Source organism: Micromonospora sp. ANENR4, from assembly GCF_015354395.1.
In the GTDB taxonomy this organism is placed as follows: Bacteria; Actinomycetota; Actinomycetes; order Mycobacteriales; family Micromonosporaceae; genus Micromonospora; species Micromonospora aurantiaca.
On the sequence record NZ_JADKYQ010000005.1, the window covers coordinates 258502 to 285041 of the forward strand.

A 26540-nucleotide genomic window follows, 5' to 3' on the forward strand; every position below is an offset into this window, starting at 1 on the left:
CGTATCTGTGGACGGACGGCGTGTCGTCCACAGGGGCGGACGCGGTGGCACTGCACCGCCCACGCTCCCGGCATGAACTCCACCGAGCCAGCGCGCCTCTCCGTCCGCTCGCCGGCCGACATGGTCGCGGCCGTGCCCTACCTGCTCGGCTTCCACCCCGCCGACAGCGTCGTGGTGGTCGCGGTACGCGGCCGCCGCGTCGTCTTCGCCGCCCGAGGCGACCTGCCCGCACCGGGCGCCGACCCCGGCCCGGCGGCCCGGCACCTGGCGCAGGTGGTGGCCCGGCAGGACGCCGACGCCGCCACAGTCGTCGGCTACGGTCCGGCCGCCCGGGTGACGGGGATCGTGGACGCGATCGGTGACGCGCTGACCGCCACCGGGCTGGTGGTCCTCGACGCGCTGCGGGTCACCCACGGGCGCTGGTGGTCGTACCTGTGCGCCGAGCCGTCCTGCTGCCCGCCCGAGGGCACCCCGTACGACCCGGCCGCCAGCGAGGTCAGCGCGGCTGCCGTGTTCGCCGGTCAGGTCGCGCTGCCCGACCGGGCCGCGCTCGCGGCACAGGTGTCCCCGCTCGACGGGCCGGTCCGGCTCGCCATGCGCCGGGCCACCGCTCGGGCCCGTCTCCGCCTGGCCGCGCTCACCGGATCCCCGTCCGCATCATCGGCCGGAAGCCAGGTGAGCGGCGTACCGGCCGACGGCTCCGGGTCGGGCGGACAGTCGCCGGTCCCGGCCGACGGCCCCGGATCGGACGGGGAACTGCCGGTTCCGGCGGACGGTCCGGCATCGGGTGCGGCGCCGCGTGCGGTGCGGGCGGCGGGCACGGCAGCCGTGCGAGCCGCCTTTCGCCGCCAGCGGCGCGGCGAGCGGCTGGACGACGACGAGGTCGCCTGGCTGTCAGTGCTCCTCGTCCACGTCGCGGTACGCGATCACGCCTGGTCGCGCACCGACGGCCGGGACGAGGACATCAGCCTCTGGACGGACGTGTTGCGACGCGCCGAGCCGGACCTGATCGCCGCGCCGGGCTGCCTGCTCGCGTTCGCCGCGTGGCGCTCGGGGCACGGGGCACTGGCCGCTGTCGCCCTGGAACGGGTTTTGTCCGCCCACCCCGGCTACTCGCTCGCGGTGCTGCTCGACGAGGCGCTCCGGCGCGGAGTCGCCCCGTCCGCGCTGGACGGCCGGGGCGGTTCGAACGACGGCGCGGTGCTGCGGCGCCGCCGACGCCGGCCACGCGGATGAGCGCCCGCCGGGCCGGCCACGTCCGCGATCCCGGTGCCGTCAGCCGGCGACGCGCGCCGCCCCGGTGTAGACGTTCATGGTCGGTCCGCGCAGGAAGCCCACAAGCGTCATTCCGGCCTCCTCGGCCAGTTCGACCGCGAGCGTGCTCGGCGCGGACACCGCCGCGAGTAGCGGCACGCCCGCCATCCACGCCTTCTGGGTGAGTTCGAAGCTGGCCCGTCCGGAGACCAGCAGCACGTGCCCGGCCAGCGGCAGCCGCCCTTCCCGGGTGGCCCAGCCGAGCACCTTGTCCACCGCGTTGTGCCGCCCGACGTCCTCGCGCAGCACGACGAGTTCCCCGGCGGGGGTGAAGAGGCCTGCGGCGTGCAGGCCGCCGGTGCGGTCGAAGGCACGCTGCGCGGCACGCAGCCGGTCCGGCAGCCCGGCCAGCAGGTCGGCGGTGACCACCAGCGGGTCGTCCTGCACCGCGAACTGCGAGCGGGTGCGTACCGAGTCGATGCTCGCCTTGCCGCACACGCCGCACGAGCTGGTGGTGTAGAAGTTGCGCGACGGGTCGGTGACGGGCTCCGGAACGCCGGGCGAGAGCACCACGTCGACCACGTTGTACGTGTTCGGGGTCTCCGCCCCGGCGCAGAGCTGCGCGGTGTGCACGTCCTCCGCCGACCGGATCAGCCCTTCGGTGAGCAGGAAGCCGATGGCCAGGTCCAGGTCGTCGCCGGGGGTACGCATCGTCACCGCCAGCGGCCGGCGTCGACCCGGGCCGGCCGCGCCGACGCGGATCTCCAGCGGCTCCTCCACGGCCAGGGTGTCCTGCCGCCGGATCCGTCCTCGGCCGTCCCCGGCCGCGTCGAGGTCGATCCGCAGCACACCACGCCGATCAGTCGCCCGTCCCATGCCGCCATCCTCCCCGGCCACCCCGCCGCCCGCACCTCGCCCCAGGTCTTCCCACCCCCCACCCACCCCGGCCCCCGGCCGCCCCAGGGCCGGCCGGGGCCCGATGATCGACACCAGTTCGGCGAAGTGGCGGTATCGGAGGGCCCTGGATGCCACCACTTCGGCGGAAAGCAGTCGATCAACGTCGGAAAACCGCCGACAACGCCGGGCAGAGGTCCGAGCCGGGATGCGGCGACGTGGCTGTGGCTACTGTGAGGCGGTGACGGGGTACGCAGCGATCCTGCTCGCCGGTGGCGCGGCCCGGCGGATGGGCGGGGTGGACAAGCCGGCCCGGGCAGTAGGCGGCCGGCCGATGCTGCACCGGGTGCTGGATGCGGTGGCCGACGCGGACCAGCGGATCGTGGTCGGCTCGTCCGGCCCGCTGCCCAGGGGAGTCCGGACGGCCCGGGAAGAGCCGCCCGGGGGCGGTCCGGTGGCCGCCACGGCAGCCGGGTTGGCGTTGCTCGACCCCGGTACGACGACAGTCGCGGTGCTCGCCGCCGACCTGCCGCTGCTCACCACCGCGGCGGTGGCCGAGCTGCGACGCGCGCTCGCCGCCGCTCACTCCCGCGACGATCCACCGCCCGCGCTCGCCGCCCGTCACTCCCGCGACTACCCGCCGCCCGCGCTCGGCGCCGCAGCCGCCGGGCCGGAAGACGCACCTGCAGCCGCCGGGCCGGAAGACGTAGCCGCCGCCCGGCGGGAGGCGCTGGACGGCCGGTCCGCCGCGCTCGCCTGCTACGTGGACGGGGACGGCCGGCGCCAGCACCTCTGCGCCCTCTGGCGGGTACCGGCCCTGCGATCCGCCCTAGACCGGCTCGCCGCGACGCGGGACGGCTCGCTCGACGGGGCGCCGGTACGCGGGCTGCTGGCCGACCTCGCCGTACGCGAGGTGTCCTGGTCCGGCTCGGGGCCGCCGCCCTGGTTCGACTGCGACACTGACGAGGACGTACGCCGGGCGGAGGAGTGGACGAGATGACGGTGCTGGACGACTGGGTCACGGCGGTCTGCGCCGAGCTGGACCTGGACCCGGCGGGGGTGCCCGTGCCGACGGTGCTCGACGTGGCCCGGGACGTGGCCCACCAGGTGGTCCGGCCGGGCGCGCCGGTCACCGTGTACCTGCTCGGGCTGGCGGTGGGGCGCGGCGCGGACCCGGCCGCGGCGGCCGAGCGGCTCAGTGCGCTGGCCGGTTCCTGGCCAGTGGACCTGGGTGGTTCCACGCCTGAGGATTAGCGCCTCGCGCGGGATTCGGTCCCCTTCGCGCCTGGGTAGGGTGGCGGGAACGGACGGAGGCGATCATGACGGCGGACCACCCCTCGGAGCCGGTCGACGAGCCTGCCGGCGGCGCGCCGGAGCACCACGCCGCCGGCGCGACGCCGGCGCATCAAGCAACCGGCGGTACGCCGGAGCACCACGAGTCGATCCTGCTCGACGAGCCGACCACAGCCGATCTGCGGGCCAAGGTCACCGAGGCGTGGCGGGAGTTCGCCCGGGCGCTCGCCGACCGGCTGCGCGGCCTGCCCACCGGTGGGCACCTGGAGGTCACGCTCGACCCGACGGCCTCGGGCACCGGCGACGCCGTCTACTCGGTGAGCGTGGACGCCGGCGAGGAGGGGCGGCTCTCGGCTCGCGCGGTCGGAAACGCCACGCTGCCGCAGGGCTACCGGCTGGACCGGGCGGCGGTGGCCGACATGGTGGCGCTCGGCTGGTCGCCGCCGGGCGTGGTGCCGGGTTCCGGCGAGCAGTTCGGGCTGGACTGCGGCACCGACGAGGCGACCCGGCTGGCCGCGGTGCTGTCCCGCACACTGCGTGACGTCTACGGTGCCCCGCACCCGGCCTTCCTCGTCTACCTGGTGCACGACGCAGAGGGCGAGGCGCTGCCGGTGGAGCCGCTCGGTACCGCGCGCAGCGAGTTCGGCCCGGACCGCGACGTCGAGGCCGACCTGGACGAGGCGCTGGCCGCGGCAGCGGCCGCACAGTCCGGCGAGAACGACGTGCTGGCCCTGGAGGAGCGGGTCCGCACCGTCGTGTCGACGATGCTGAAGTCCGCGTCCGACCAGCTCCAGATCGACTCCGACGGTGACATCAACATCCGGGCCGGCTCGGCCATGGTCTTCGTGCGGGTGCGGGACAATCCGCCGCTCGTGGACGTCTTCTCGCCGGTGCTGACCGAGGTCGAGCCGACCGAGCGCCTCTACGTGAAGCTCTCCGAGCTGACCAACCGGATGCCGATCGGCCGGCTCTACTGCGCCGACGACACGGTGTGGGCCTCGATCCCGGTGTTCGGCCGCAACTTCCAGCCCACCCACCTGATGCTCGCGGTGCAGGTGATGACCGGTCTCGCCGACGAACTGGACGACCGTCTGCACGGCGAGTTCGGCGGCAAGCGCTTCTTCGGTGAGGGCGACAAGCCGGCCCGGGCCGAGGAGCACCGCACCGGCATGTACCTCTGAGCGCTGCTCACCGTACGTCGAGCAGGGTCTTGCCCAGGGTTTCCCGGGCCTCGATCGCGGCGTGCGCGGCGGCGGCCCGGTCCAGCGGGAAGCGCTGCCCGATCAGCGGCCGCAGCCGCCCGGCCGCGCCCTCGGCGAGTGCCGCCTCGGTGAGGGCGCGCACCTCGTCCGGGCCGGGCCGAGGGCTCAGCAGCGTCACTCCGTGTGCGGCTGCCGACTCGGCCGGGATGTCGGCCCAGGTGCCGCCGGCCAGCCCGAAGCTGAGCATCCGTCCGCCGGGGTCCAGCAGGCCGAACGCCTCCCGGGCGAGCGGCCCGCCGACGCCGTCGAACACCACGTCGACGGCGCCCACGGCGTCCCGGACCCGGTCGGTCCAGCCCGCCTGCCGGTAGTCGACCGCCACGTCGAGGCCGGCGGCGCGGAGCAGGCCCACCTTTCGGTTGCCGCCGGCAGCGGCCACCACCGTCGCGCCGGCGGCCGCCGCGAGCTGCGTGAGCAGCGATCCGACGCCGCCGGCCGCCGCCTCGACCAGGACCCGGTCGCCCGGCCGCAGCCCGGCCGCCCGGGCCAGCATCAGGGCGGTCCGGCCGTCGGCCATCAGCGCCACCGCCGCGTCCAGCGGCAACCCCGGGGGTACGGGGACAGGCGCGCCCCGGTCGACGACGACGCGCTCGGCGTACCCGCCGGTGCCGCCGGTGGCGGTGACCACGACGCGGCCGGCGAGCGCCGGGTCGACGTCCGGTCCCAGCGCGGTGATCGTGCCGCCGACGCCGTTACCGGGAATCACCGGCAGTTCGGTGCCGAACGGCCCGAAGCCGCTGGCCCGGAACATCGTCTCGACGAACGTGATGTTCGCGTGTGCCACGTCGACGAGGACCTGGCCCGGTCCGGGTGCCGGGTCGGGTGCCGTCCCGGGCACGAGCACCTCCGGTCCGCCGAACTCCCGCAGCCACACCGCACGCATACCGCCCCCTCGCGTCTCGCCGGTCACGGGTGTCAGTGCACGACATGAAGCGGGGTTGAGGTCAAGGCGTGGACGGGCCGACGCCGGGGGACTCGACCAGCCGGGAGAGCACGATGGTGCTGCGGGACGAGGTGACGAACGATTCGGCGCGCAGCCGTTCCAGTGCCTCCTCCAGGTGGGAGATGTCCGCGGCGCGCAGGTGCACGAGCGCGTCCGCCTCGCCGGAGACGGTGTACGCGCCGACCACCTCGGGGTGGCGGCGGGCGGCGGCGCCGATCTGCGCCGGTGTGGTCCGGCCGGCGCAGAACAGCTCGACGAACGCCTCGGTGGTCCAGCCGACGGCGGCCGGGTCGACGACGGCGGTGAATCCCCGGATCACCCCGGCGGATCGGAGGCGGTCGACGCGTCGCTTGACGGCGGGGGCGGAGAGTGACACCCGGCTGCCGATGTCCGCATACGAGGCGCGAGCATCCGCGACGAGTAACGCAATGATTCGCTGGTCGACCGCGTCTATCTGCAACGTTCCGCTCCCGGGAAGCAATGCTTGTGGCTGTTACCAAAGTTGTACCGTACCTACTCTTGGTGACCGTGAACCAGCAGCGAGTCTCGCGAAAGCGGACATATCTCATGTGCTCGCCCGAGCACTTCACGGTCGAGTACGCGATCAACCCGTGGATGGACGTGACCACGCCGGTCGACGCCGACCTGGCGGTCAAGCAGTGGGACCGGCTGCGCGAGACGCTCGTCGGGCTGGGCCACGAGGTGAACCTGCTGACGCCCGCGGCGGGCCTGCCGGACATGGTCTACGCCGCGAACGGCGCGTTCGTGGTCGACGGCACGGTCTACGGCGCCCGGTTCAAGCACGAGCAGCGCTCCGCCGAGGCCGCCGCGCACCGCGCGTTCTACGAGCAGCAGGGCTGGCGGTTCATCGCGCCGAGCGAGACGAACGAGGGTGAGGGCGACTTCGCGTACCTGCCGGAGGCGCACGGCGGCCTGATCCTCGCCGGGTACGGCTTCCGGACCGAGCCGGCCGCGCACGCCGAGGCCCAGGAGGCGCTCGGGCGGCCGGTGGTCTCGCTGCACCTGGTCGACCCGCGCTTCTACCACCTGGACGTGGCGCTGGCCTCGATCGACGACGAGAACGTCGTCTACTACCCGGGCGCCTTCTCCGCCGCCAGCCAGAAGGTGCTGGCCCAGCTCTTCCCGGACGCGATCGTCGCGGACGACGAGGACGCGCTGGCGTTCGGCCTGAACCTGGTCAGCGACGGGCTCAACGTGGTGCTGAACAACGAGGCGACCCGGCTCGCCGGCAAGCTGAAGGCGGCCGGCTACCACCCGGTCCCGGTGGAGCTGGCCGAGCTGAAGAAGGGCGGTGGCAGCGTGAAGTGCTGCATCGCCGAGCTGCGGCACTGAGCCACGCTCGACGCCACGCCTCGGCGCGAAGGGCGGCCTCCCGGTGGGAGACCGCCCTTGCGCGCGTACGGGGGCCGGTCAGCCCAGCGTCGCCAGCTCGTTGATCACGACGTTGGAGAGCAGCCGGCCGTCGGTCTGCACCCGGCGCAGGTACCACTTCTGCTGCGGGGTACGGGTCTGGTTGAACTGCCAGGTGCCGCGCGGGCTGTCCACCTGGCCGACCTTGCCCAGCGCCAGGTTGACCTGCTGCGGCGAGGGGTTCCCCCCGGCCAGCCGGATCGCCTTGTCCAGTACCAGCGCGGCGTCGTAGGAGGCCATCGCGTACGTGGTGGGCGCCGAGTTGAACGTCTTCCGGTACGCCGAGGCGAAGATCCGGTTCGCGGTGTTGTTGAGGTCGGCCGAGTAGTTCAGCGCGGTCTCGATCCCGTACGTCTGGATGAGCTTGCGCTCGCGGCCCTTCTCGCCGTCGTCGAGCTGGTCGAGCGCGGTGCCCTCGGTGAGGAACCCGGGGGCGTAGATCGGACCCCGGTAGCCCTGGGCGTAGAGCTGCTTGACGAACTGCACGGCCTGCGCGCCGGAGTAGTGGCAGAACACCGCGTCCGGCTTGCGTTCGAGCGCCTTGCGGATCGGCCCCGAGTAGAGCGTCCGGGACGGGTTGGGGTCGTCCTCGGTGAAGATCGGGTCCTCGGTGAGCCGGCGACCCCGCTCGTACGCGCGCCGCAGCCCTTCGATGACGTCCTGGCTGCCCGGGCCGCGGGTGCCGAAGATGGCGATCCGGCTGGAGGCGTCCAGCTTCTGGCGCAGGTACTCGCCGAGCGCCTCGCCGGGCTCGGTCAGCACGTACGAGGTACGCCAGATGTAGACGACGCCCTGGAGCGTCGACGGGGAGGCGTTGGAGCCCAGCAGGGGCACCCGGGCCTCCTCGACCGCGTCCTTGATACCGGTCATCACGGTGGGGCTGACCACGCCGGTGAGCGCGAGCACGCCCTCTTTGAGCAGCCGGTCGACGGCGGCCTTTCCGGTGGCGGCGGTGTCGCCCTCCTCGGCGGTCACGAGCGTGACCGGGTGGCCGGCGATCTGCTGGCCGCGCATGCTGAGGAAGAGCTGGAAGCCGTTGGTGATCTCGTCACCGATGGCCTTGTTCGCTCCACTGCCGGGCACGATCAGCCCGACTTTGATCGGGCTGCCGGATCCGGCCTGGTCCCCGGACTCGTCGTCCCCGGAGCCACAACCCGCCGCCAGTCCGGTGGTACCCAGCGCGGCCAGCAGTTGCAGCGCCCGCCTGCGGTTCATCTGTGCCACCGAATTTCCTTCCCGACGGGGTGGCCATGGTGCACACCCCTTCGGCGTTCTACCTGGTCGACGACGCTGCGTCAATGCCTTGAAGATCATCGTGAAGCGACCGCAACGCCGCCACCACCTGCGGCCACGCGGTGGAGCCCGGTGCGATCAGCCCGAAATGCTCGCATTCGGGCAGCTCAATGAGCGTGGCGGAGCCTCCGGCAGCGTGATCTGCGGCCACCCAGGACCGGCTGATCGCGATCGGAACCTGGATATCTTGATCACCGTGAATGACTACTGTGCGTGTTCGGATGGGTACCAATGCGGATGGATCGGCTGCCGCGTACCGGTCCGGCACGTCGTCCGGGCCGCCGCCGAGAAGCGCGGTCACCGCACCCTCGTCCAGGTCCAGCCGGTACGCCTGCGCGAGGTCGGCCACCGGCGCCAGCGCGAGCACCCCGCCGACCGTCTCCGGGGCGTGCGCGGCCACGTACAGGGACAGGTGCCCGCCCGCGGAGTGACCGACCAGGATCGGCGGTACGGGCGCCACCCGGCCGGGCAGCGCGGCGGCGGCTAGTGCCGGCAGCGCGGCGATCCCGGCGCGGACGTCGGTGAGCGTGTGCGGCCAGCCACCGCCCGGCCGGCCGGTCCGCCGGTACTCGATCTGCGCGACCGGGTGGCCGAGCGCGGCCAGCGCCGCCGCCATCGGGCCGGTGTGGGCCCGGTCGTACTCCGCCCGCCAGAAACCGCCGTGCACCACGACCACGAGCGGCCGCGGCGGCCCGTCGCCGGCCGGCAGCCGCAGTTCGGCGCACTGGTCCGGGTGGTCGCCGTAGGAGACGGTGGCATCCGGGGGCGGGGACGGGCGGGTCAGCACCTCGCGTGGGTCGGAGAGCATGCGGCGACCGTAGCGTCCCCCGGACCGGCCGCGTGCACATGGTCGGCGTGGGTAAAGATGGGTGCCATGACCGAAGCGCACTCCGCCGGACACGACGACGAACAGGGCAACGATGGCATCCCGGGCACCGTGGTGGTGGTCGGGCCGGACGGCCGCCCGGTCGGCACGGTGCAGACCGACGAGGGCAAGGGCGAGGACCCGACCCGTCTGGTCGAGCAGCCGGCCAAGGTGATGCGGATCGGCAGCATGATCAAGCAGCTGCTGGAGGAGGTGAAGGCGGCGCCGCTCGACGACGCGAGCCGGCACCGGATGCGGGAGATCCACGAGCGCTCGATCGTCGAGCTGAAGGAGGGCCTCGCCCCCGAACTGCGCGAGGAGCTGGAGCGGATCTCGCTGCCGTTCACCGAGCAGCAGGCGCCGAGCGAGGGTGAGCTGCGGATCGCGCACGCCCAGCTGGTGGGCTGGCTGGAGGGGCTGTTCCACGGCATCCAGGCCGCACTGGTGGCCCAGCAGATGGCCGCCCGCGTCCAGCTCGAGCAGATGCGTTCCGGCCGCCAGGCGCTGCCCAGCGGCCCGGGCGGCGTGATGCCGGGCATGCCGGGGATGCCCGGCGCCGGCGAGGGCCACGCGCCCGGCCAGTACCTGTGACCCGTCGGCCGGGGCGCCGCACGGTGCCCCGGCCGCTCAGTCCAGCTCGAAGACCTTCTCCAGGTACGCGGCCACGCCGTCCTCGGTGTTCGGCCCGGTGACCTCGTCGGCGATCTCCCGTACCGCCGGGTGGGCGTTGGCGACGGCCACCGCCCGTCCGGCCCAGGCCAGCATCGGCACGTCGTTGGGCATGTCGCCGAAGGCCACCACGTCCCGCTCGTCGACGCCGAGCCGCTCCGCGTACCAGGCCAGGCCGGCCGCCTTGGTCACGCCGGCGGCCGAGATCTCGATCAGCCCGCTGTACGACGAGTGGGTCGCCTCGGCCAGCCCCTCCAGCGCGCCCGCCACCACCTGGACGAACACGTCCGGGTCCTGCTCCCCGGCCCGGGCCAGCAGCTTCACCGCGGGCGCGGCCAGCAGCTCCTCCGGCGACTCGACGGCCCGGATCGCGTCGAGGTCGGCGTCCCAGCGCAGCGGGTAGTGCGCCTCGTGCCGCATCTGCCGGCTGTCCACGATCTCCACCGCGAAGCTCACCCCGGGCACCTCGGCGCGCAGCCGCCGGGCCACCTCCGCCAGCAGTTCCGGGGCGAGCGGGTCGGCCCGCAGCACCTGGTCGGTGGCCGGGTCGTACACCACCGCGCCGTTGGCGCAGATCGCCGGCAACGGCTCGGCGAGCTGCTCGTACACCATCTGGAGCCAGCGGATCGGACGGCCGGTGACCAGAACCACCGGCGTGCCGGCGGCGGCGATGCGGGCCAGCACCGCGGCGGTACGCGGGCTGAGCGTCCGGTCGTCGCGCAGCAGCGTGCCGTCGATGTCGGAGGCGACGAGCCGAGGTGGATCTTCCATCACCGGGAGAGTAGCCGGTCCAGGTAGACCGCGACGCCGTCGTCGTCGTTGCGCAAGGTGATCTCGTCCGCCGCGGCGCGTACCTCCGGGTGGGCGTTCGCCACCGCCACCCGGGCCCATCCCGCCCAGCCGAACATCGGCAGGTCGTTCGGCTGGTCGCCGAAGACCAGCACGTCGGCCGGGTCCACGCCGAGCCGTTCGGCGATGACGCTGAGCCCGCTGGCCTTGTCGGTACGCGGCGGGCAGATCTCGATGAAGCCGAGCCCGGCCTGGGTGAGCGTCGCCACGTCCGGCGGCACGATCGTCCGCGCCGCGGCCAGCAGCTCGTCCACGTGGTGGTCGGCGGTACGGGCGAACGCCTTGATCACGTCGCAGGAGAGGCACTCGACCCGGCTGCGGGCCTCGAACCGGTCCGGGTAGGGCCAGCTCGGGTGGTAGTCGCCCCAGAGCGGCGCGTCGTGTTCGTCCGACGCCTCCACCATGACCGTCAGCGGGCCGACGGCCGCCTCCAGGTCGGTGAGGATCCGGGCCAGCACCTCGCCGGGCAGCCGCTCGTCCCGCAGCACCAGGGGCCCGTCCGGGTCGCTCTGGTCCACCACCCGGCCGCCGCCGGCCATCACCAGGAAGTCGGCGGCCCGGATGTCGTTACGGGTGAGCTCGGTGAGGCGCGGTCCACGGCCGGTCGCGCCGACCACCGGGATCCCGGCGGACCGCACCCGGTCCAGCACCCGATGGGTGTACGCGGAGACGGTCTCGTCGCTGCGGACGAGCGTGCCGTCCAGGTCGGTGGCGATCAGCTTGGGCAGTCCCGGGCGGGTCATGGTTCCTCCTTCGCCCGCCGCCGTCACGCCGGCCGACCAGGTCCTCGGTGCCGCGACCATGGGACGGCGGGCAGCAACCGTATCTCGCGGAACGGGCGGCAACCACGGCTTTCCGGCGAATCGGCGGCGAAGCTCCGGTGGCCGCCGGACGCGCTGCCGGAGCTGGTTCAGTACGCCCGTTCGGGGCCTGCGAACGGCACCGTGGGCTGCACCGTCAGGTCCGCCGGGCCCGGCGGCACGTCGTCCTCGTCCGCCCGGCGGCGGCGCTCGGGCCGGTCCTCGTCCGGCTCCCCGTCGGTGGGCGTCCCGCCGGCTGCCCGGCCGGCCAGATGCAGCGCGGCCGCCAGCAGTGCGACGGCGACGAACGCGCTGACCAGGCCGCGTCCGTGCTCGACCTGAAGGCTCTGCTCGCTGACGAAGAACAGGATGCGCCGGGCCAACTGTTCGAGGGAGGCGGCGGTCGCGACCAGCACTCCGAGCACGGCCGCCGCGAGACCCAGCCCGGCCAGCCGGGCATGCTGCCGCACCGCCGGGGCACCGCGCAGCGCCAGCCCCACCGCCACCGACAGCCCGAGCAGGCCCACCAGGTACGCCGTACCGAGCCCGCCGATCTCGGAGATGCCGCTGGTCAGCCGGGCCGGTGCGTCCTCGCCCCGGGTCTCGGCCGGCACCGTGATCGCCAGCCACTCGCCGATCAGCGAGGCGAGCGCGGCTACCGCGCCGAGCCCGGTGAGCACGGGCGGCAGGCGGCGGTCCCGGCCCAGCGCGGCGAGCGAGCGCGCGGCCCGGCCGGACGACTCCGGCTCGGTGTCGCCCCACTCGACGATCGTGGTGTCGTCGGACCTGGTGTCCTGCATGGGGATTCGCTTGTCCTGCCGGGGAACGGGGAGATCCTGCGACATGGCCACCCTTCCCGTACGCGGGCCTGCGTCGAATCATGGCACAGCCCGCTCCCGCCGGCCCGGATCGCGACCCCGGGGTCCGGTGCGGGGCGGCTCGCTTTCGGTTAGCGTCGGTGCCATGCCTATCCGTACCGCATCCGCTCGCTGGCAGGGCAACCTCACCGAGGGGTCCGGCACCGTCCGCACCGGCAAGGGCGGCCTGTCCGGCAACTACTCCTTCAAGTCGCGCTTCGAGGAGGGCGAGGGCACCAACCCCGAGGAGCTGATCGGCGCCGCGCACGCCGGTTGCTTCTCGATGGCCCTCTCCAAGCAGCTCGCCGACGCCGGCGCCCAGGAGACCGCGGTGGAGACCACCGCCAAGGTGCACTTCGACAAGACCGACGCCGGCATGACAGTGACCCGCATCGACCTGGAGACCGTGGGCCAGGTTCCCGGCATCGACCAGGCCGAGTTCACCAAGCTCGCCGAGGCGGCCAAGGAGAACTGCCCGATCTCCCGGCTGCTGTCGCCGGGCGCGCAGATCACGCTGAACGCCCGTCTGGCCTGACATCGCGTACGGCACGGCGGGGGTGTCCTGCGGGACGCCCTCGCCGTGCGGTGTGCCCGATCCGGAGGGAGTGACCGGGCCGCGTGGCCGTGGAGATGAGCCGGGACCGGTTCGAGGAACTGGTCGGCGAGGCGCTCGACGAGGTGCCCGAGGAACTGCTCGGGTTGATGAGCAACGTGGTCATCCTGGTGGAGGACGACCCGCCGCCGGGTGAGGACCTGCTCGGCCTGTACGAGGGGCACGCGCTCACCTCTCGCGGCTGGGACTACTCCGGTGTGCTGCCCGACCGCATCCTGATCTACCGCAACCCGATCCTGGCGATCTGCGACACCGACGACGACGTCGTCGACGAGGTCGCGATCACAGTGGTGCACGAGATCGCCCACCACTTCGGCATCGACGACGATCGTCTGCACGCCCTGGGCTGGGGCTGACCGGCCTCCGGCGCGTCCCCGCCCGGCTGATTCCGGCGGTTGCGCCGGTCCCCTAACCTGCGGGTCAGGCAGATCCTGATGCAGGAGGAAAACCCATGCGCAGCGCGCTGTTCTCCGCGGAGAACCTTGAGAAGGAGTCCCAGCAGCCGGGCATGCGGTTGCAGAACTCCAAGATGCTGAAGATCGAGCTGAACGGCGAGGCGATGGCCCGGGTCGGGTCGATGGTCGCCTACCAGGGGCAGGTGCAGTTCCAGGCGCTCGGCTCCGGCGGCATCGGCAAGTTCATCAAGCAGCGGCTCACCGGTGAGGGCGTGCCGCTGATGAAGGTCTCCGGGCGCGGCGACGTCTTCCTCGCCGACTTCGCCAAGGACGTGCACGTCATCGACCTGGAGCCGGGCGACGCGCTGTCCATCAACGGCTCCAGCGTGCTGGCGTTCGACTCGACGCTCCAGTACGACATCAAGATGGTCGGCGGTGCCGGTTTCGCGTCCTCGTCCGGCCTGTTCAACTGCGTCTTCACCGGCCACGGCCGGATCGCCATCACCACAAAGGGCACCCCGGTGGTGCTGAACGTGGACGCCCCGACGTACGTGGACCCGCAGGCGGCAGTGTGCTGGTCGGCGAACCTCCAGACCGGCTACCACCGCGCGGAGCAGCTCGGCCTGGGCACGCTGCTCGGCCGCAGCACCGGTGAGGCGTTCACGATGAGCTTCGCCGGTCAGGGCTTCGTCGTGGTCCAGCCCTCGGAGGAGCCTCCGGTGGCCGGCAGCGGCTCCCAGCAGCAGGGCGGCGTGCTCGGCGGCCTGTTGCAGTGACCGTCCGGTGCCCGGGGCGTCCGCCGAGGTCGCCCCGGGCCGGTCAGCTCAGCTCACCGGACCGCAGCCGGGCCACCCAGGCCGCCGCGTCGGCGTAGTCGGCGTCGGTGAGCCCCGGCGGCACCGGCGTCTGCTGGTCGCCCGCCGCCGTGCTCCAGCGGTGCCGGGGGTACGACCCCAGGAACCGCACGTCGGCGCAGACCCGGCGCAGCCCCTGCAACGCCTCGCCGAGGCGTACGTCGGCGACGTGCCCGGCGCAGTCAAGGAAGAACACGTAGCGGCCGAGCGCCTCGCCGGTCGGGCGGGACTCGATCCGGGTCATGTTCACGCCGCGTACGGCCAGCTCCATCAGCACCGCCAGCAGCGCGCCCACCCGGTCGTGTGCGAGGCACACCGCGAGCGAGGTCAGGTCGTCTCCGGTGGGCGGCGGGGGCGGCCCGGGGCGGGACACCAGCGCGAACCGGGTCACCGCGTCGGGGTGGTCGGCGATCTTGTCGGCCAGCACCGCCAGGCGGTGCCGGCTCGCGCCGATCGGGGCGCAGATGGCGGCGTCGTACTCGCCGCTCGCCGCCCCGGCCGCGGCGGCGCCGTTGGAGAGCACGTCGACCACTGTGGCGTCCGGCAGATGTTCCCGCAGCCAGCCCCGGCACTGGGTGGACGCCTGCGGGTGGGCCGCGACGGAACGGACGCCGGACAGCGTGGTGCCGGCGCGGGCGGCCAGCACGAACTCCACCGGGAGGACCACCTCGCGGGTGATCACCAGCGGGTCGCCCTCGACCAGCTCGTCGAGCGTCACCCCGACCGCGCCGCCGATGGAGTTCTCCAGTGGCACCAGCGCCGCGTCCGCCTCTCCGGCGCGTACCGCGTCGAGCGCCTCACCGACGCTGCGGGCCGGTGTGCGGTCCCCGCGCTCGGCGGCGGGCACCGTACGCAGGGCCTGCTCGGCGAAGGTGCCCTCGGGGCCCAGGTAGACGAAGCGGGTCGGCGGTGTTCCCGGCATGTCGACCAGCCTACGCACCCGGCGTGCCGTCGCAGGCCAGGGTACGGATGCCGACCGGCGCCAGGGTCCGCACCTCGACGCCGCACACGTCCGTGCCGGCGGTGACCAGCTGCGGCGTGCCGGTCTCGCCGCGCGTGACCACCTGCAACTCCTCGTGCCCGGTGACCGTCAGCACGGTGTACTGCCAGCCCTCGGCGCAGAGCGGACCGGTCGCCACGGTGACCCGGACGTCGCGGGGCAGGACGCCGGCGGATCCGCGCAGCAGCGCGACGATCCGGTCGCCGGACGGCCGTCCCCGGCAGGGCGCCGCCGACACCGGCACGGCCGGCGAGAGCGTCGGTGCCGGCGGTGGCACGGGTGCGGCCGAGTTCGCGCTCGGCGTGGGCGTGGCGGACACCGACGGGACCGGGAGTGGCGTGGCGGCGGCGGACGGCGCGCGCAGCTCGGGCGGGGCGCCGCAGGCGGTGAGGGCGAGCAGCGTCAGCAGCGCCAGCGGGCGGTGGCGGCGCCGGGGGTGTGGGGTGCGGGGCACGGGGGCGTCCTCGGGGCATCGAGGGGTGTCGTCGTGTGGTGGGGCCGAGGCCATCGTAGGAGCAGGACCGGCCGGCGTGAAGCGCGCCGGGTCTGGTCGCGGATCAGACGGCGGAGAGGAAGGTGAGCGAGCCGGCCACCGTGCCGTCGGTCAGCACCGGCGTGGAGATGGCGTCGACGGTCCGGCCGGCGTCGGAGCCGGGCCCCTGCACCCGCAGCAGGCCGCGGGCGAGCCGCCCGGAGTGCAGCGCCAGCAACGGCGGGATCTTGTCGGTCTCCTGCTCGGTCAGCTCGCTCGGGCTCGCCGTGAAGTCGACGAGGCGCAGGCCGCCCTCCAGCAGCGGCAGGCCGATCACGTCCTCCGGGGCGCCCAGGCAGAGCAGGTCGCAGCCGGACGAGGAGATCGCCACGACAGTGGTGCCGGCGTCGATCAGCAGGCACGGTTCGGCGGCCCGGGAGACCATGCCGGACCAGTGCCCGAAGTTGTCGGACTCCTGCTCGGTGGATGCCGCGGGCGCGAACACTTCCGAGAGTGAGAGTTCGACGTGGGCCACCGCGCCTCCTATGTACACCGACGGTCTGTCCACGCTAGCCGGTCGGTGCGGCGGAAGCATCGGCTGCCGGGCGGCCGGCGACGGCGCGGACCGACGGAACCAGTCGGGGGCGGTGCCGTGGGCCGCGTGGCGTCGCCGGAGACGTTACCGGCGGGCGGCCCGCTTGTCAGCGGCCGTTCGGCCCTCGTCATACCACCGGTAGTCGGCGGTTGGACGGTACGTGCCGTTGAACCACGTGGCCGGCGCCTGCGCGACGCGGGAGAGCTTCTCGGCGGTGGCCGGACTGATCCGGTTCCCACCGGCCACGAGCAGGCGGTCCAGCTCGCGGTGGGTGGCCATGAGGCAGTCCTTCGGCAGGCCGTAGACGCTGATCACCCCGGAGCCGACGAACGTCAGCACCGGCGTCACCGGGATCGGCAGGCCGACCGCGTCGGAGAGGGCCTTGCTGGCGCGCTTGGCGTCCCGGCGGGCCTCCTGCACGTACGGCGGGCGCTTGCCGTTGATCTGGACCACGTCGCCGGCCACCAGCACGCGGGCCCGGCCGTGGTCGGCGATGGTGACCGCGAACAGACCGCTCGGGCCGATGGCCAGGAACCCGGCCCGGTCGTCGCGGCCGCGGTCGAGCAGCATGTCGGCCGGGTCCGTCCGGGGCCACTCGATGACGTGCCAGGCGGGACCGAGGTGGTCGAGTTGGCCGAGGGCGCGAGCCCCTGCCGCTTCCAACCGGCGGGCCCCCCGCTCTGCCCGGCGACGCCGGGCCCACTCCAATGGAGTCGGTCGGGCCGGCTCGAGCACCGAGGTGGGCTCGACCCGGGAGTGCGGCACCGTGCGGGGCGGCAGTGCCCTGCTCGGTACAGCCTGACGAGCGGGAAAGACAGTCATCGCGACCTCCGGCAAAAGGTCTCTCGAAGTTATGTCTCCACTACCCTACGTTGCGCCCCCGGGGGCTCGGCAAGTTGGACCGCCGGAGTGAGTGCGGATGAATGCCATATTCATTCACACTTCTTTTCCGGATGGTGCGTAAGCCTGCCCTAGGCTGCGGGGGTGACCCACTATGTGGACAGCGAAGTCGCCCGGCTCGGGACGGTGCTGCTGCACCGCCCGGGGCCGGAACTGGCCCGCCTCACCCCACGCAACAACGACAGCCTCCTGTTCGACGCTATCCCGTGGGTGGGACGCGCGCAGGAGGAGCACGACGCGTTCGCGGCGGCGTTGCGGTCGCGCGGGGTCGAGGTGCTCTACCTGGCCGACCTGCTGGCCGAGACGCTCGCCGTGCCCGACGCCCGGGCCGAACTGACCGAGCAGGTGCTGCGGTCCCGCCGGCTCGGCCACACCCTGCGGCGCCGCGTCGCCGACCATCTGGCGTTCCTCGATCCGGCCGGGCTGGCCGACGTGCTCACCGCCGGGCTCGCCCACGAGGAACTGCGGCTCGGCGCCGACCGCCCCGGCGGTCTGGTCTGGACGCTCATGGACCGGCACGACTTCGTCATCGACCCGCTGCCCAACCTGCTGTTCACCCGCGACTCGTCGGTCTGGATCGGCGACCGGGTCGGCGTGACGAGCCTGGCCATGCCGGCCCGGCGGCGGGAGACCACGCTCACCGACGCGATCTACCGCTACCACCCGCGCTTCGTCGGCACCGAGTTCGTCTACCACCCCCGGATGGAGCACCTGGAGGGCGGCGACGTGCTGCTGCTCGCGCCGGGGGTGCTCGCCGTCGGCGTCGGTGAACGCACCACCCCGGCCGGCGCGGAACGGCTGGCCCGGCAGGTGTTCGCGGCCGGCCTGGCGCACACCATCCTGGTGGTGCCGATCGCGCAGGAACGCGCCACCATGCACCTGGACACCATCTGCACGATGGTCGACGTGGACGCCGTGCTGATGTACCCCAACGTCGCCCACGAGCTGTCCGCGTACACGGTCATCGCCGGCGCGGACGGCGACGACCTGCGGGTCGACGGCCCGGCGCCGTTCCTGCGGGCCGCCGCCGACGCGATGGACCTGGACCAGCTCCGGGTGATCGACACCGGTCTGGACCCGGTCACCGCCGAACGCGAGCAGTGGGACGACGGCAACAACACGCTCGCGCTCGCGCCCCGGCTGTGCGTCGGCTACGAGCGCAACGTGGAGACCAACGCGCAACTGGAACGCGCCGGCATCGAGGTGATCGCCATCGCCGGGTCCGAACTGGGCTCCGGGCGGGGCGGCCCGCGCTGCATGTCCTGCCCGCTGGTGCGGGAGAAGGGCGGGGCCGCCTGACCCGGAGACGTCAGCGCAGCGTCAGCTGGCGGCCGAGCAGACCCTGGCGGGCCCGGCGGCCGGCCGCGTCGAGCGGCTCCCGCTCCGCGACCGCCTCGGCGTAGCGCTTGGCGAACTCCGCCACCGGCGCCTCCCACTCGGCGGCCGGGGTGTCCTCCGGCAGGTCCCAGACCGGCGCGAGGCGCCCGTGCGCCCGGAACATGCCCGCGAACTTCGTGTCGTCACCGAGCGTCAGCGCGCCCGCCGCGGCGAGCCGGGACAGCGCGTCGAGCGCGGTGTCCTCGTCCTCCGGCAGGACCAGGCGCACGTGGGCCTTCTCCGGCACCTGGCACCAGTACGCGGCCGGCGCGGCGGCCAGCTTGACGGTCGGGTAGATGGCCGAGTTGGCCCGCTCCAGGGACGCCTGGACGTTCGGGTCGTCGGCGGCGCCCGGGTCGAGCCAGAAGTCGAAACCGTCGTGCATGGTGATCTCCAGCGGGCCGTCCACCAGGATGTCCTGGAGGCGGGGGCCCGGCCCGGGCAGCGGCGGCACGCTCACCTGGCCGCCCGGCTCGGTGCGCAGCGCGGAGATCAGCGCGTCGGCCAGGTCGCGGGAGACGTCGCCGGACTGCTGGTGCCGCTGCAGGCCGATGAAGACGCGCCCGTCCGGCTTGGTCATCGCCGGTGCGGCCATCGGCAGCACTGTCGCCAGCGTGACCGGCCGGTCGCCGTACTCCTCGATCAGTTCCGGGGTCAGCCGCAGCGGCGCGGACGCCGCCGGGACCAACTCGCGCAGGGCGATCCACTCCGGCTCGTCCGCCAGGCCCTCGAACGGCCGGGGCACGAAGACGTCGCGCACCTTCTCCCGCTTCGGGGTGGCCTCGCCGGCCCGCTGGTTCTTCCGACGCTTGCTCATGCGCCCGCTCCGCTCCGCTCGGTCATGGCGAGACAGCCTAGATGCCGGGTCTCGGCGGCGGGGGCCGGACCCGTCCGCCGCGTCGGTCAGCCGGCGGCGACCAGGTCGGTCCGCTGCGCCGGGACCGGGTCGAACCGCGCCCACACGCTCTGGCCCAGGCCGTCGCGCTCCACGCCCCAGCCGCTGGCGAGCCCGGCGACGATGTGCAGCCCGCGGCCGTCGGCCGCGTCCGGCGAGGCGGTACGCATGCACGGGCCGGCACCGGAACCGCCGTCGGTGACCCGCAGCTCGACGCTCGGCCCCTGCTCGGTCGGGCGCAGCCGCCAGGCGACCCGCACCACCCCGCCGGGCAGGGAGTCGGCGTGCCGGACCGCGTTGCCGACCAGCTCGGCGAGAACCGCGACCAGGTCGGCCACCAGGACCGGGGGTACGACACCGGTCAGCTCGTCGGCGAGCCGATGCCGGGCCAGGCGCGCGCCGGTGGCGTCGTGGGGCACCACCACGCACCACGACCGTTCGGCCGGACCAGTCGACACGTCGTTCCTTCCCCGCCCGTGAGCGCCCCGGTCAACCCCGGGGCAGCCGCACCTCTGCGACCGTACCGCCACCGGCTCTGGGCCGGAGGGATACCCATCCATTCTGCTGTTCAACGATCTGGCGGACGAGATAGAGACCGAGCCCGGCACCGGGATACCGGCGGCGGTCGCCGGACTCCCCCTGCCAGAACCGGTCGAAGGCCCGCTCCACGTGTTCCGGCCGGATGCCGATGCCCCGGTCGGCGACCCGGAACGAGACGGTCCGCTCGTTGGCCTCGGCGGTGATCTCGATCGGTGTGTCCGGCAGCGAGTACTTCCCGGCGTTCGTACCCAGTTCGGTGAGGACCGTGGCGAGGCTGTGCCGGTCGCCGAGCGCCTTGGGCAGGTCGGCGGGCAGATCGAGCACGACCCGGTGCCGGACGTCCGCCGGCAGGTCCACCACCGCCGCGCGCAGCGCGTCGACCAGGTCGAACGGCGCGGCCGGCTCGCCACCGGGACGGTTCTCGGTGGCGGTGGTCAGCAGCCGGTCCACCAGGCGGGCCAGTTCGTTGGCGCGCTGGCCGATGATCCGGGCGGCCTGCCTGCGGTCGCCGTCGCTCAGCGAGTCCCAGTGGTCGGTGAGCGTGTCCGCGTACCCCTTGATGACGGTGACCGGGGTCCGCAGTTCGTGGCTGGTCACCGCGACGAACAGGTCCCGGTCGTGGTCGCGCCGCTGCTGGTCGGTGGTGTCGCGGAAGCTGACCACGCGCAGCGCGTTCGGGCCGGGCAGTTCGCCGGACGTGATTCGCAGCCAGCGGCCGTCCGGGAGCCGGTGGTCGAGCACCTGACCGGGCGGCGGCAGCGGGAACGGCAGCGGCCGGCTCAGCGCCTCGTCCGCCGGCCGCCCGGTCACCTCGACCGCGGCCGGGTTCCAGAGCCGGACCCGGCCGTCCCGGTCCACCACCGCGAGGCCGTCGGCGAGCGCCGCCACGACCGGGCCGTCCCCGTGTACGGGCAGGCCGGTCTGGTCGCCGTACATGTGGGCGATGCAGGCGGCGATGTAGCCGATGACGGCGCGTTGCGAGGGTTGCAGCGGTTCGCCCAGCGGGTAGAGCGCGTGCAGGCTGCCGATGGTGAGCCCGCCGATCTCGGCGCGCGCCACGATCATCCGGCAGAGGCCCCGGCCGGCGACCTCGTCGGCGAGCGCACCGGGGATCGCGTCGACCCGGACCTCCCGTACCGGCGGGCCGGCGAGCAGGCAGACGGTGGCCGGGTCGGTGGCGGGCAGCGGGCGGCCGAGGACGAACTCGGCGCTGCCGGTCGCGGCGACGACCCGTCCGCCGGCCGGGGTGAACTCCACGAAGACCAGGCCGGCCGCGCCGACCGCGGGTTCGACCTCGCGGAGCAGGCGGGTGAGGACGGCGAGGCCGGACTCGCCCGAGTTGATCATGTTGATCACTGCGGTGTGGCCGGCGATGAGGGCGGGGTAGTCGGTTCGCTCCGGCATGTCCCGAGTGTGCCGCGCCGTCCGCGTCCGGGACACCCCCGGCCGGTCGACCGTCTCCGGTACCGATCGACGGGGCTCACCGGCCCAACCGGGCCAGCGCGTGGGCCGGCCGGTCGGTGATCACCCCGTCCACGCCCGCTTCCAGCACGAGTTCCAGGTCCTCCGGCTCGTTGACGGTCCAGACGTACACCGAGTTGCCGGCGGCGCGCAGTGAGGGGACCAGGCGGGGGCGGGCCCGGACCAGGTCCACGCCGGGGCCGGCGATCCGGGCGCCGAACGGCAGCCGGCCCAGCGGCAGCAGGCGCGGCAGCACCTCCAGCAGCAGCACGGTGGGCAGCGCCGGTGCGAGTTCCCGGACCCGGCGTACGGCGAGCGGCGAGAACGACATCACCGTCACCTGGACCGGATGGTCCGGCCGTGGTTCGGCCAGCCCGTACCGGCGCAGCATCTCGACCAGGCGGCGCTCGACCTCGCCCCGGTAGCGGGACGGGTGCTTGGTCTCGATCAGCAGCCGGACCGGCCGCCCGGCGGCCAGCACCGCGTCGAGCAGCCGCTCGAGCGTGAGCAGCCGGGTGTGCGACTCGTCGAGCGGCACGTCGTCCTCGGCGAGCGTCGCGGCCCGGTGCCAGGAACCGAAGTCAAGCGACTCCAGCTCGGCGAGAGTCCGCGCGCTGACCAGACCGTGGCCGTTGCTGGTGCGGTCCAGCCGGCGGTCGTGCACGCAGACCAGGTGCCCGTCGCGGGTCAGCCGGACGTCGCACTCCAGCCCGTCCGCGCCCTCGTCCAGGGCGCGCAGATAGGCGGCGAGAGTGTGCTCCGGCAGGTCGTACGAGGCGCCGCGATGGGCGAAGACCAGGGGGACGGTCATGGCCGTGTCACCGGCTCAGGCGACCCGGCCCGGCTGCCCGTCGTCGGTGACCACCGGACGGCCCGCGGCGGCCCAGTCGCCCATCCCGCCGTCGACGTTGCGGACCTGGTCCCAGCCGTTGCGCATGAGGTAGCCGACCACCTGGGCGGACCGGCCGCCGGAACGGCAGATCACCGCCACGTCGCGGTCCTGCGGGATCTCGGCGATCCGGGCGGGCAACTCGGTCATCGGCAGGTGGTGGGCGGCCGGCGCGTGGCCGGCGGCCCACTCGTCGTCCTCGCGGACGTCGAGCAGGTAGACGTCGTCGGGCACGGCCGACGCGGGCACGCTGGGTAGTGAGGCTCCGAACACGGTAACCAAGCCTAGTCGCCCGTGGCGCTCACAGCCGGTTGACCCAGCGCGGGTTGGCGCCGGCCCACTCCGGCACGCGCGTGTCGCGCAGCGCGCCGAACAGCCCGGCGCCGCCGTCGTCCAGCACCACGTACGAGACGCCGTCGATGGTCTGCGGGTAGGAGGGCACCTGAACCCCGCGCACGGCGTCCGCGGGCAGGCCGCGCAACGCGAACAACAGCTCGTCCAGGGGTACGCCGTTGGTGTCCACGGTCAGCGCCCCGCCGGCGGCGCGCAGCACCCGGTCCAGCTTGACCGGGTCGCTGCGCAGCCGCGTCTCGCCCGCCCGGTCGAGCACCGCCCGCAGCATCTGCTGCTGGTGCCGCTGCCTGTCGAAGTCGCCACCGGGCAGGTCGTAGCGCTGCCGCACGTAGTCGAGCGTCCGCGCGCCGTCCATCTGCTGGCAGCCGGCCTCGAACTGGTACCGGGTGTGGATCGAGCGGACCGGCGTGTCCACACACATCCGGATGCCGCCGAGCTGGTCGATCACCTCCTTGAAGCCGGAGAAGTCGACGAGTGCCGCGCCGTCGAAGCGGATCCCGGTGAGCCGGTTCAGGGTGGTGCTGAGCAGGCGTGCGCCGCCCTCACCGCCGCCGCCGTGCTCGTACGCGGCGTTGACCTTGTCCTGGCCGCCGGGGAAGCCCGGTGCCGGGGGGAGCGCCACCAGCAGGTCGCGCGGCACGGAGATCAGGTACGCCTGCCGCATCCCGGCCGGCACGTGCACGATCAGGATGCTGTCGGAGCGCTGGTCCTCCGGGTTCGCGCCGGGCCGGTGGTCCGAGCCGATCAGCAGGTAGTTGAGTGCGCCGTCCAAGTCCGTCCGCTTCTTGCGGGCGGCCGGGTCGAGCAGTTGTTCCTTGGCGACGGTGCGGTCGTAGCGCGAGGTGAGCCAGTGCAGCCCGGCGACGCCGAGCGTGGCGAGCAGGACCAGGACGAGGCCGGTGCCGAGCAGGAACCGGGCCCAGCGGGCGGGTCCACCCCGCCCGCGTCGGTTCCGTGCTGGCCTGGACGTGACGATCCCCCCGTAGCCGCGACATGAGACCCGCTCACGTCAGGCTACGGGGGGATCGGCTGACCGGTATCGCTTTCGCGCAGGTCAGCGGGTCATTTCCGGGTGGAGAGGACGTCCGGGTTGTTCACCACGAAGTCGGCCAGCTTGTCGTTCTTGACCGCCTGGAACATGTCCATCGTCGTCTCGTTGAACGTCTCCCGGCCGTTGTCGTTGCCGGCGAAGGTGCCACCGTTGGTCCGCAGGGTGACCAGGTCGTTCCCGTTGAGGTTCTTGAGCGTGAAGATGAAGTCGGCGATCGGCACGCCGCCGGTGTCCAGGACGAACGCCTTGCCCGCGGCCTTCATCAGCGAGTTCAGCTTCAGCGGGTTGGTCAGCATGCCGCCCTCGGTGGCCTTCTTGGCCATCGCCTTGATCAGCTGCTGCTGGTTCTGCTGCCTGTCGTAGTCGCTGTTCGGCAGGCCGTAGCGCTGGCGGGAGTAGTCGAGCGCCTCCCAGCCCTCCATCTCCCGGCAGCCCTTCTTGTGCACCACTGCCTTGTACGGCTTGCCGGTCTTCTTCGCGTCGGCGTTCCACATCGGCTTGCCGTCGACGTACGACATGTGGTGCGACTTGACCTCGTGGCTCACGCAGATCCGCACCGAGCCGAGCGCGTCGATCACGCTCTTGAAGCCGCCGAAGTTGATGATCGCGGCGCCGTCGAAGCCGATCCCGGTCATCGACTTGATCGTCTTGGCCATCAGCTGAGCGCCGCCCTCCCAGCCGCCGCCGTTCTGGGCGCCGTGGAAGAAGGCCGCGTTGATCTTGTCGGTGCCGCCCCTGTAGCCGCTCTTCTCGAACGCCGGGATACGCGCCTCGGTGTCCCGGGGGATCGAGATCAGGTACGCCTGGTCGTGGCTGGCCGGGATGTGCAGGATGATGATCGTGTCCGACCGTACGTCATCGGCGGCCCAGCGCTCGCGGGCGTCCACACCGAGCAGCAGCATGTCGATCGGGCCTTCGAGGCTGTTACCGCCCTCGGCCTCGCTCTTGCCCGCTCCGCCGAGCAGGTTGCGCTGGGCGATGTTGTCGGTGGCCTGGCCGATCACCGCCTTGCTGCCGACGATCGCGACGCCACTGGTCACCATCAGCACGGCGCCGAGCACCAGCGTGAGCTTCGCCCAGAGCGGGTCCTTGCGCTTGGTGCGCTTCTTCTTGCCACCGCCGGGACCGCGACCGCCGGAACCGGGCTGTGTGGGGATGACCGGAGGGACCCGCCCGGATGATCCGGGTGCCGGTGACTGCGGGCGACGGCTGGTCTGGACCGACATGCGTGCTCCAGCTCGGTGATCGGGGGCGGGACCACTTTACGTATCTGTTCCCGTATTCGCGACCTCGTAGGCTCGCAATTCCCGTCAATACCGGCCTACATCCTCGGGTTGTGGCCGAACGGGCAGGGGTAAGGAGCCGGTCGGCGGTTGGCCTCCGTGGTGGCGAGGCTCTAGCGCTCGTTGCCGGTCATGTCGTGCCGACGTCAGCCGCCCGCGTTGTCGCCCGAACCCTTCTTGTTGGCCTGCATCCACTCGGCCATCCGGTCCGCGGCGATCGCCTTGTACATCGCCAGCGCCTTCTCCCGGTCGGAGACCACCACCGACTGGCCGTCGATGGTCTGGCCGCCCAGGTGCGGGCTGGTGACGAAGGTCAGGTTCTCGCCCCGCAGGCTGCGGAACTGCACTGCCATGTCGGTCAACGAGAATCCCTGGTCGACCGTGACGGCGGCGGTCACCGCCTTGAGGAAGTCGTTCAGCTTCTTCGGGTTGGTGAGCGTCCCGGTGCTGGCCGCCTTGTCCATCAGCGCCTTCAGGAACTCCTGCTGGTGCCGCATCCGGGCGAAGTCGCCGTCCGGGAACTGCTTGCGCTGCCGGACCCAGTCCAGCGCCTCGGCGCCGTTCATGTGGTTCACGCCCTTGGTGAACGTCCGGTACGGCTTGTGGATCGAGGTGATGGTCCGCTCCACCTTGAGGTCGACCCCGCCCAGGGCGTCGGTGACCTCCTTGAAACCGCCGAAGTCGATGGCCATGACGTGGTCGATCCGTACGTCGGTGAAGCACTCCACGGTCTTCACCGCGAGCGGCAGGCCGCCGAACGCGAACGCCGCGTTGATCTTGTTGCGCGAGCCCGAGTCGCAGGACGCGCCGGCGCTCTCCGGGATCGGCACGTACAGGTCACGCGGCACCGAGACCAGGTAGGCGCTCTTGTGGTCGGCCGGGATGTGCATGACGATCACGGTGTCCGCGCGCCACTTGCCGGAACCGTCGACAGGGGCGTCCGGATCCCGCGAGTCGCTGCCCACGAGCAGGATGTTGAACGCGCCCTCGACCTGCTTGGCCGGCCGGCCGCCGGTGATCCCGGCGAACGGGTCGGTGCGCGCCAGGTCGTCGTCCAGATTGCGGGCGTAGAACCACGCGCCGAGGCCGCCGAGCAGCGCCAGCACCAGCACCGCGACACCCGCCACCAGGCCGATGCGCCCCCAGCGCGGCCGGGGGCCACGCCGCCCGGACCCGCCTGGACCGTCACCGCCCGGACCACCGGGCCCGGCCGGTCCGGCCGGGCCGCCGGGACCGCCCGAGCGGGGCGCCTCGTCGTGTGCGGGGTACCACCTGGTGTCGGAGGGCCGGGCGCGCCCGGTGGCGGCCCGGCCGGAGCCGGGAACCGAGGCGCGGCCCGCGCCTCGGCTGAGGTGTCGGGGGATCGGGGCGCCGGCAGACGAGGTCGCTGACATGTAACCGAGGGTAGGTCGGCCGGGCCACCGACGCCCTCGTACGCGCGCCGATGTCAG

General features: G+C 73.2%; 30 protein-coding genes. 10 read left to right on the top strand and 20 right to left on the bottom strand.

Annotated features, from left to right (window positions below; genetic code table 11):
* Positions 1 to 72 precede the first annotated feature (72 nt).
* The gene (locus IRY44_RS11080; protein ID WP_194800322.1) at positions 73 to 1236 is read left to right on the top strand and encodes a DUF4192 domain-containing protein; all 1164 of its coding nucleotides are present in this window, start codon (positions 73 to 75) and stop codon (positions 1234 to 1236) included.
* Between the two features lie 39 nt (positions 1237 to 1275).
* On the opposite strand, the gene fdhD is transcribed toward IRY44_RS11080, so the two are convergent.
* Entirely contained in the window at positions 1276 to 2130 is an 855-nt protein-coding gene (gene fdhD, locus IRY44_RS11085; protein WP_194800323.1) for a formate dehydrogenase accessory sulfurtransferase FdhD, read from the bottom strand.
* 259 nt (positions 2131 to 2389) lie between these two features.
* On the opposite strand from fdhD, the gene IRY44_RS11090 reads away from it, so the two are divergent.
* The 3 genes from IRY44_RS11090 (at position 2390) to IRY44_RS11100 (ending at position 4622) form a co-directional block, all read left to right on the top strand.
* Positions 2390 to 3148 carry a molybdenum cofactor guanylyltransferase gene (locus IRY44_RS11090; RefSeq protein ID WP_194800324.1) on the top strand — a complete coding sequence of 253 codons (759 nt, stop codon included), beginning with the start codon at positions 2390 to 2392 and terminating at the stop codon, positions 3146 to 3148.
* A complete protein-coding gene (locus tag IRY44_RS11095; RefSeq protein WP_194800325.1) occupies positions 3145 to 3402 on the top strand; it encodes a DUF6457 domain-containing protein in 258 nt (85 codons plus the stop codon). Before IRY44_RS11090 ends, IRY44_RS11095 begins: the two co-directional genes overlap by 4 nt.
* Before the next feature lie 65 nt (positions 3403 to 3467).
* Positions 3468 to 4622, top strand: a complete 1155-nt coding sequence (locus IRY44_RS11100; RefSeq protein WP_194800326.1) for a hypothetical protein — start codon at positions 3468 to 3470, stop codon at positions 4620 to 4622.
* A gap of 7 nt (positions 4623 to 4629) precedes the next feature.
* On the opposite strand, the gene IRY44_RS11105 is transcribed toward IRY44_RS11100, so the two are convergent.
* A complete protein-coding gene (locus IRY44_RS11105; RefSeq protein ID WP_194800327.1) occupies positions 4630 to 5586 on the bottom strand; it encodes a zinc-binding dehydrogenase in 957 nt (318 codons plus the stop codon).
* A 61-nt stretch (positions 5587 to 5647) separates the two neighbouring features.
* The gene (locus tag IRY44_RS11110; protein ID WP_013289323.1) at positions 5648 to 6106 is read right to left on the bottom strand and encodes an Lrp/AsnC family transcriptional regulator; all 459 of its coding nucleotides are present in this window, start codon (positions 6104 to 6106) and stop codon (positions 5648 to 5650) included.
* Between the two features lie 59 nt (positions 6107 to 6165).
* On the opposite strand from IRY44_RS11110, the gene ddaH reads away from it, so the two are divergent.
* Positions 6166 to 6999, top strand: a complete 834-nt coding sequence (gene ddaH / locus IRY44_RS11115; protein ID WP_194800328.1) for a dimethylargininase — start codon at positions 6166 to 6168, stop codon at positions 6997 to 6999.
* Between the two features lie 78 nt (positions 7000 to 7077).
* On the opposite strand, the gene IRY44_RS11120 is transcribed toward ddaH, so the two are convergent.
* Together IRY44_RS11120 and IRY44_RS11125 are read right to left on the bottom strand one after the other, a co-directional pair.
* Entirely contained in the window at positions 7078 to 8301 is a 1224-nt protein-coding gene (locus IRY44_RS11120) for an ABC transporter substrate-binding protein (RefSeq protein WP_194800329.1), read from the bottom strand.
* 49 nt (positions 8302 to 8350) lie between these two features.
* The gene (locus IRY44_RS11125) at positions 8351 to 9178 is read right to left on the bottom strand and encodes a S9 family peptidase (protein WP_194800330.1); all 828 of its coding nucleotides are present in this window, start codon (positions 9176 to 9178) and stop codon (positions 8351 to 8353) included.
* Between the two features lie 57 nt (positions 9179 to 9235).
* Between IRY44_RS11125 and IRY44_RS11130 the strand changes: the two genes are divergently transcribed.
* Complete coding sequence (locus IRY44_RS11130; RefSeq protein WP_135242545.1) at positions 9236 to 9826, top strand: bacterial proteasome activator family protein; 591 nt, start codon at positions 9236 to 9238, stop codon at positions 9824 to 9826.
* 36 nt (positions 9827 to 9862) lie between these two features.
* Here IRY44_RS11130 and IRY44_RS11135 read toward each other — a convergent pair whose 3' ends face one another.
* From IRY44_RS11135 to IRY44_RS11145, 3 genes are all read right to left on the bottom strand, one after another.
* Complete coding sequence (locus IRY44_RS11135; RefSeq protein WP_194800331.1) at positions 9863 to 10675, bottom strand: HAD family hydrolase; 813 nt, start codon at positions 10673 to 10675, stop codon at positions 9863 to 9865.
* Positions 10675 to 11496 (bottom strand): HAD family hydrolase, encoded by an 822-nt coding sequence (locus tag IRY44_RS11140; RefSeq protein WP_194800332.1) that lies wholly within the window; start codon positions 11494 to 11496, stop codon positions 10675 to 10677. The genes IRY44_RS11135 and IRY44_RS11140 overlap by 1 nt, the downstream gene beginning before the upstream one ends.
* Positions 11497 to 11663: 167 nt before the next feature.
* Entirely contained in the window at positions 11664 to 12353 is a 690-nt protein-coding gene (locus IRY44_RS11145; protein WP_228531856.1) for a hypothetical protein, read from the bottom strand.
* Positions 12354 to 12516: 163 nt separating this feature from the next.
* Between IRY44_RS11145 and IRY44_RS11150 the strand changes: the two genes are divergently transcribed.
* The 3 genes from IRY44_RS11150 (at position 12517) to IRY44_RS11160 (ending at position 14194) form a co-directional block, all read left to right on the top strand.
* Entirely contained in the window at positions 12517 to 12945 is a 429-nt protein-coding gene (locus IRY44_RS11150; RefSeq protein WP_013289315.1) for an OsmC family protein, read from the top strand.
* Positions 12946 to 13034: 89 nt separating this feature from the next.
* Positions 13035 to 13379 (top strand): metallopeptidase family protein, encoded by a 345-nt coding sequence (locus IRY44_RS11155; RefSeq protein ID WP_194800433.1) that lies wholly within the window; start codon positions 13035 to 13037, stop codon positions 13377 to 13379.
* Positions 13380 to 13474: 95 nt separating this feature from the next.
* Complete coding sequence (locus IRY44_RS11160; protein WP_064448083.1) at positions 13475 to 14194, top strand: AIM24 family protein; 720 nt, start codon at positions 13475 to 13477, stop codon at positions 14192 to 14194.
* Positions 14195 to 14237: 43 nt separating this feature from the next.
* On the opposite strand, the gene pheA is transcribed toward IRY44_RS11160, so the two are convergent.
* The 4 genes from pheA to IRY44_RS11180 form a co-directional block, all read right to left on the bottom strand.
* Positions 14238 to 15194 (bottom strand): prephenate dehydratase, encoded by a 957-nt coding sequence (pheA, locus tag IRY44_RS11165; protein WP_194800334.1) that lies wholly within the window; start codon positions 15192 to 15194, stop codon positions 14238 to 14240.
* A gap of 10 nt (positions 15195 to 15204) precedes the next feature.
* Positions 15205 to 15780 (bottom strand): hypothetical protein, encoded by a 576-nt coding sequence (locus IRY44_RS11170; protein ID WP_194800335.1) that lies wholly within the window; start codon positions 15778 to 15780, stop codon positions 15205 to 15207.
* Positions 15781 to 15829: 49 nt separating this feature from the next.
* Complete coding sequence (locus IRY44_RS11175) at positions 15830 to 16279, bottom strand: hypothetical protein (protein ID WP_194800336.1); 450 nt, start codon at positions 16277 to 16279, stop codon at positions 15830 to 15832.
* Positions 16280 to 16423: 144 nt separating this feature from the next.
* Complete coding sequence (locus tag IRY44_RS11180; protein ID WP_194800337.1) at positions 16424 to 17161, bottom strand: hypothetical protein; 738 nt, start codon at positions 17159 to 17161, stop codon at positions 16424 to 16426.
* 162 nt (positions 17162 to 17323) lie between these two features.
* On the opposite strand from IRY44_RS11180, the gene IRY44_RS11185 reads away from it, so the two are divergent.
* A complete protein-coding gene (locus IRY44_RS11185; protein WP_194800338.1) occupies positions 17324 to 18538 on the top strand; it encodes an arginine deiminase in 1215 nt (404 codons plus the stop codon).
* A gap of 10 nt (positions 18539 to 18548) precedes the next feature.
* On the opposite strand, the gene IRY44_RS11190 is transcribed toward IRY44_RS11185, so the two are convergent.
* The 8 genes from IRY44_RS11190 to IRY44_RS11225 all read right to left on the bottom strand — a co-directional run bounded on the left by IRY44_RS11190 (position 18549) and on the right by IRY44_RS11225 (position 26483).
* Positions 18549 to 19433 carry a DUF5926 family protein gene (locus IRY44_RS11190; protein ID WP_194800339.1) on the bottom strand — a complete coding sequence of 295 codons (885 nt, stop codon included), beginning with the start codon at positions 19431 to 19433 and terminating at the stop codon, positions 18549 to 18551.
* An 86-nt stretch (positions 19434 to 19519) separates the two neighbouring features.
* Positions 19520 to 19936 (bottom strand): ATP-binding protein, encoded by a 417-nt coding sequence (locus IRY44_RS11195; RefSeq protein WP_370584918.1) that lies wholly within the window; start codon positions 19934 to 19936, stop codon positions 19520 to 19522.
* 64 nt (positions 19937 to 20000) lie between these two features.
* Positions 20001 to 21455, bottom strand: a complete 1455-nt coding sequence (locus IRY44_RS11200) for an ATP-binding protein (RefSeq protein ID WP_194800341.1) — start codon at positions 21453 to 21455, stop codon at positions 20001 to 20003.
* A gap of 76 nt (positions 21456 to 21531) precedes the next feature.
* Positions 21532 to 22323, bottom strand: coding sequence for a glycerophosphodiester phosphodiesterase family protein (locus IRY44_RS11205; RefSeq protein WP_194800342.1), 792 nt, complete (start codon positions 22321 to 22323; stop codon positions 21532 to 21534).
* 15 nt (positions 22324 to 22338) lie between these two features.
* Complete coding sequence (locus tag IRY44_RS11210; RefSeq protein ID WP_013289303.1) at positions 22339 to 22674, bottom strand: rhodanese-like domain-containing protein; 336 nt, start codon at positions 22672 to 22674, stop codon at positions 22339 to 22341.
* Positions 22675 to 22702: 28 nt separating this feature from the next.
* Positions 22703 to 23638: an LCP family protein gene (locus IRY44_RS11215; protein WP_194800434.1), complete on the bottom strand. Its 936-nt coding sequence runs from the start codon at positions 23636 to 23638 to the stop codon at positions 22703 to 22705.
* A gap of 179 nt (positions 23639 to 23817) precedes the next feature.
* On the bottom strand, positions 23818 to 25032 hold the full coding sequence (locus tag IRY44_RS11220; protein WP_194800343.1) for an LCP family protein: 1215 nt from the start codon (positions 25030 to 25032) through the stop codon (positions 23818 to 23820).
* Positions 25033 to 25235: 203 nt separating this feature from the next.
* Complete coding sequence (locus IRY44_RS11225; RefSeq protein WP_194800344.1) at positions 25236 to 26483, bottom strand: LCP family protein; 1248 nt, start codon at positions 26481 to 26483, stop codon at positions 25236 to 25238.
* Positions 26484 to 26540: the final 57 nt, after the last annotated feature.

Bases quoted from the DNA above. Each gene is read 5' to 3' on its own strand.
- IRY44_RS11130 (WP_135242545.1), top strand. From the start codon at position 9,236: ATGGGTGCCATGACCGAAGCGCACTCCGCCGGACACGACGACGAACAG.
- IRY44_RS11200 (WP_194800341.1), bottom strand. From the start codon at position 21,455: ATGCCGGAGCGAACCGACTACCCCGCCCTCATCGCCGGCCACACCGCA.
- IRY44_RS11220 (WP_194800343.1), bottom strand. From the start codon at position 25,032: ATGTCGGTCCAGACCAGCCGTCGCCCGCAGTCACCGGCACCCGGATCA.
- pheA (WP_194800334.1), bottom strand. From the start codon at position 15,194: ATGCCGGGAACACCGCCGACCCGCTTCGTCTACCTGGGCCCCGAGGGC.
- IRY44_RS11190 (WP_194800339.1), bottom strand. From the start codon at position 19,433: ATGAGCAAGCGTCGGAAGAACCAGCGGGCCGGCGAGGCCACCCCGAAG.
- IRY44_RS11145 (WP_228531856.1), bottom strand. From the start codon at position 12,353: ATGCAGGACACCAGGTCCGACGACACCACGATCGTCGAGTGGGGCGAC.
- fdhD (WP_194800323.1), bottom strand. From the start codon at position 2,130: ATGGGACGGGCGACTGATCGGCGTGGTGTGCTGCGGATCGACCTCGAC.
- IRY44_RS11205 (WP_194800342.1), bottom strand. From the start codon at position 22,323: ATGACCGTCCCCCTGGTCTTCGCCCATCGCGGCGCCTCGTACGACCTG.
- IRY44_RS11225 (WP_194800344.1), bottom strand. From the start codon at position 26,483: ATGTCAGCGACCTCGTCTGCCGGCGCCCCGATCCCCCGACACCTCAGC.
- IRY44_RS11150 (WP_013289315.1), top strand. From the start codon at position 12,517: ATGCCTATCCGTACCGCATCCGCTCGCTGGCAGGGCAACCTCACCGAG.
- IRY44_RS11095 (WP_194800325.1), top strand. From the start codon at position 3,145: ATGACGGTGCTGGACGACTGGGTCACGGCGGTCTGCGCCGAGCTGGAC.
- IRY44_RS11135 (WP_194800331.1), bottom strand. From the start codon at position 10,675: ATGGAAGATCCACCTCGGCTCGTCGCCTCCGACATCGACGGCACGCTG.
- IRY44_RS11160 (WP_064448083.1), top strand. From the start codon at position 13,475: ATGCGCAGCGCGCTGTTCTCCGCGGAGAACCTTGAGAAGGAGTCCCAG.
- IRY44_RS11140 (WP_194800332.1), bottom strand. From the start codon at position 11,496: ATGACCCGCCCGGGACTGCCCAAGCTGATCGCCACCGACCTGGACGGC.
- IRY44_RS11080 (WP_194800322.1), top strand. From the start codon at position 73: ATGAACTCCACCGAGCCAGCGCGCCTCTCCGTCCGCTCGCCGGCCGAC.
- IRY44_RS11170 (WP_194800335.1), bottom strand. From the start codon at position 15,780: ATGGCCTCGGCCCCACCACACGACGACACCCCTCGATGCCCCGAGGAC.
- IRY44_RS11105 (WP_194800327.1), bottom strand. From the start codon at position 5,586: ATGCGTGCGGTGTGGCTGCGGGAGTTCGGCGGACCGGAGGTGCTCGTG.
- IRY44_RS11180 (WP_194800337.1), bottom strand. From the start codon at position 17,161: ATGACTGTCTTTCCCGCTCGTCAGGCTGTACCGAGCAGGGCACTGCCG.
- IRY44_RS11125 (WP_194800330.1), bottom strand. From the start codon at position 9,178: ATGCTCTCCGACCCACGCGAGGTGCTGACCCGCCCGTCCCCGCCCCCG.
- IRY44_RS11100 (WP_194800326.1), top strand. From the start codon at position 3,468: ATGACGGCGGACCACCCCTCGGAGCCGGTCGACGAGCCTGCCGGCGGC.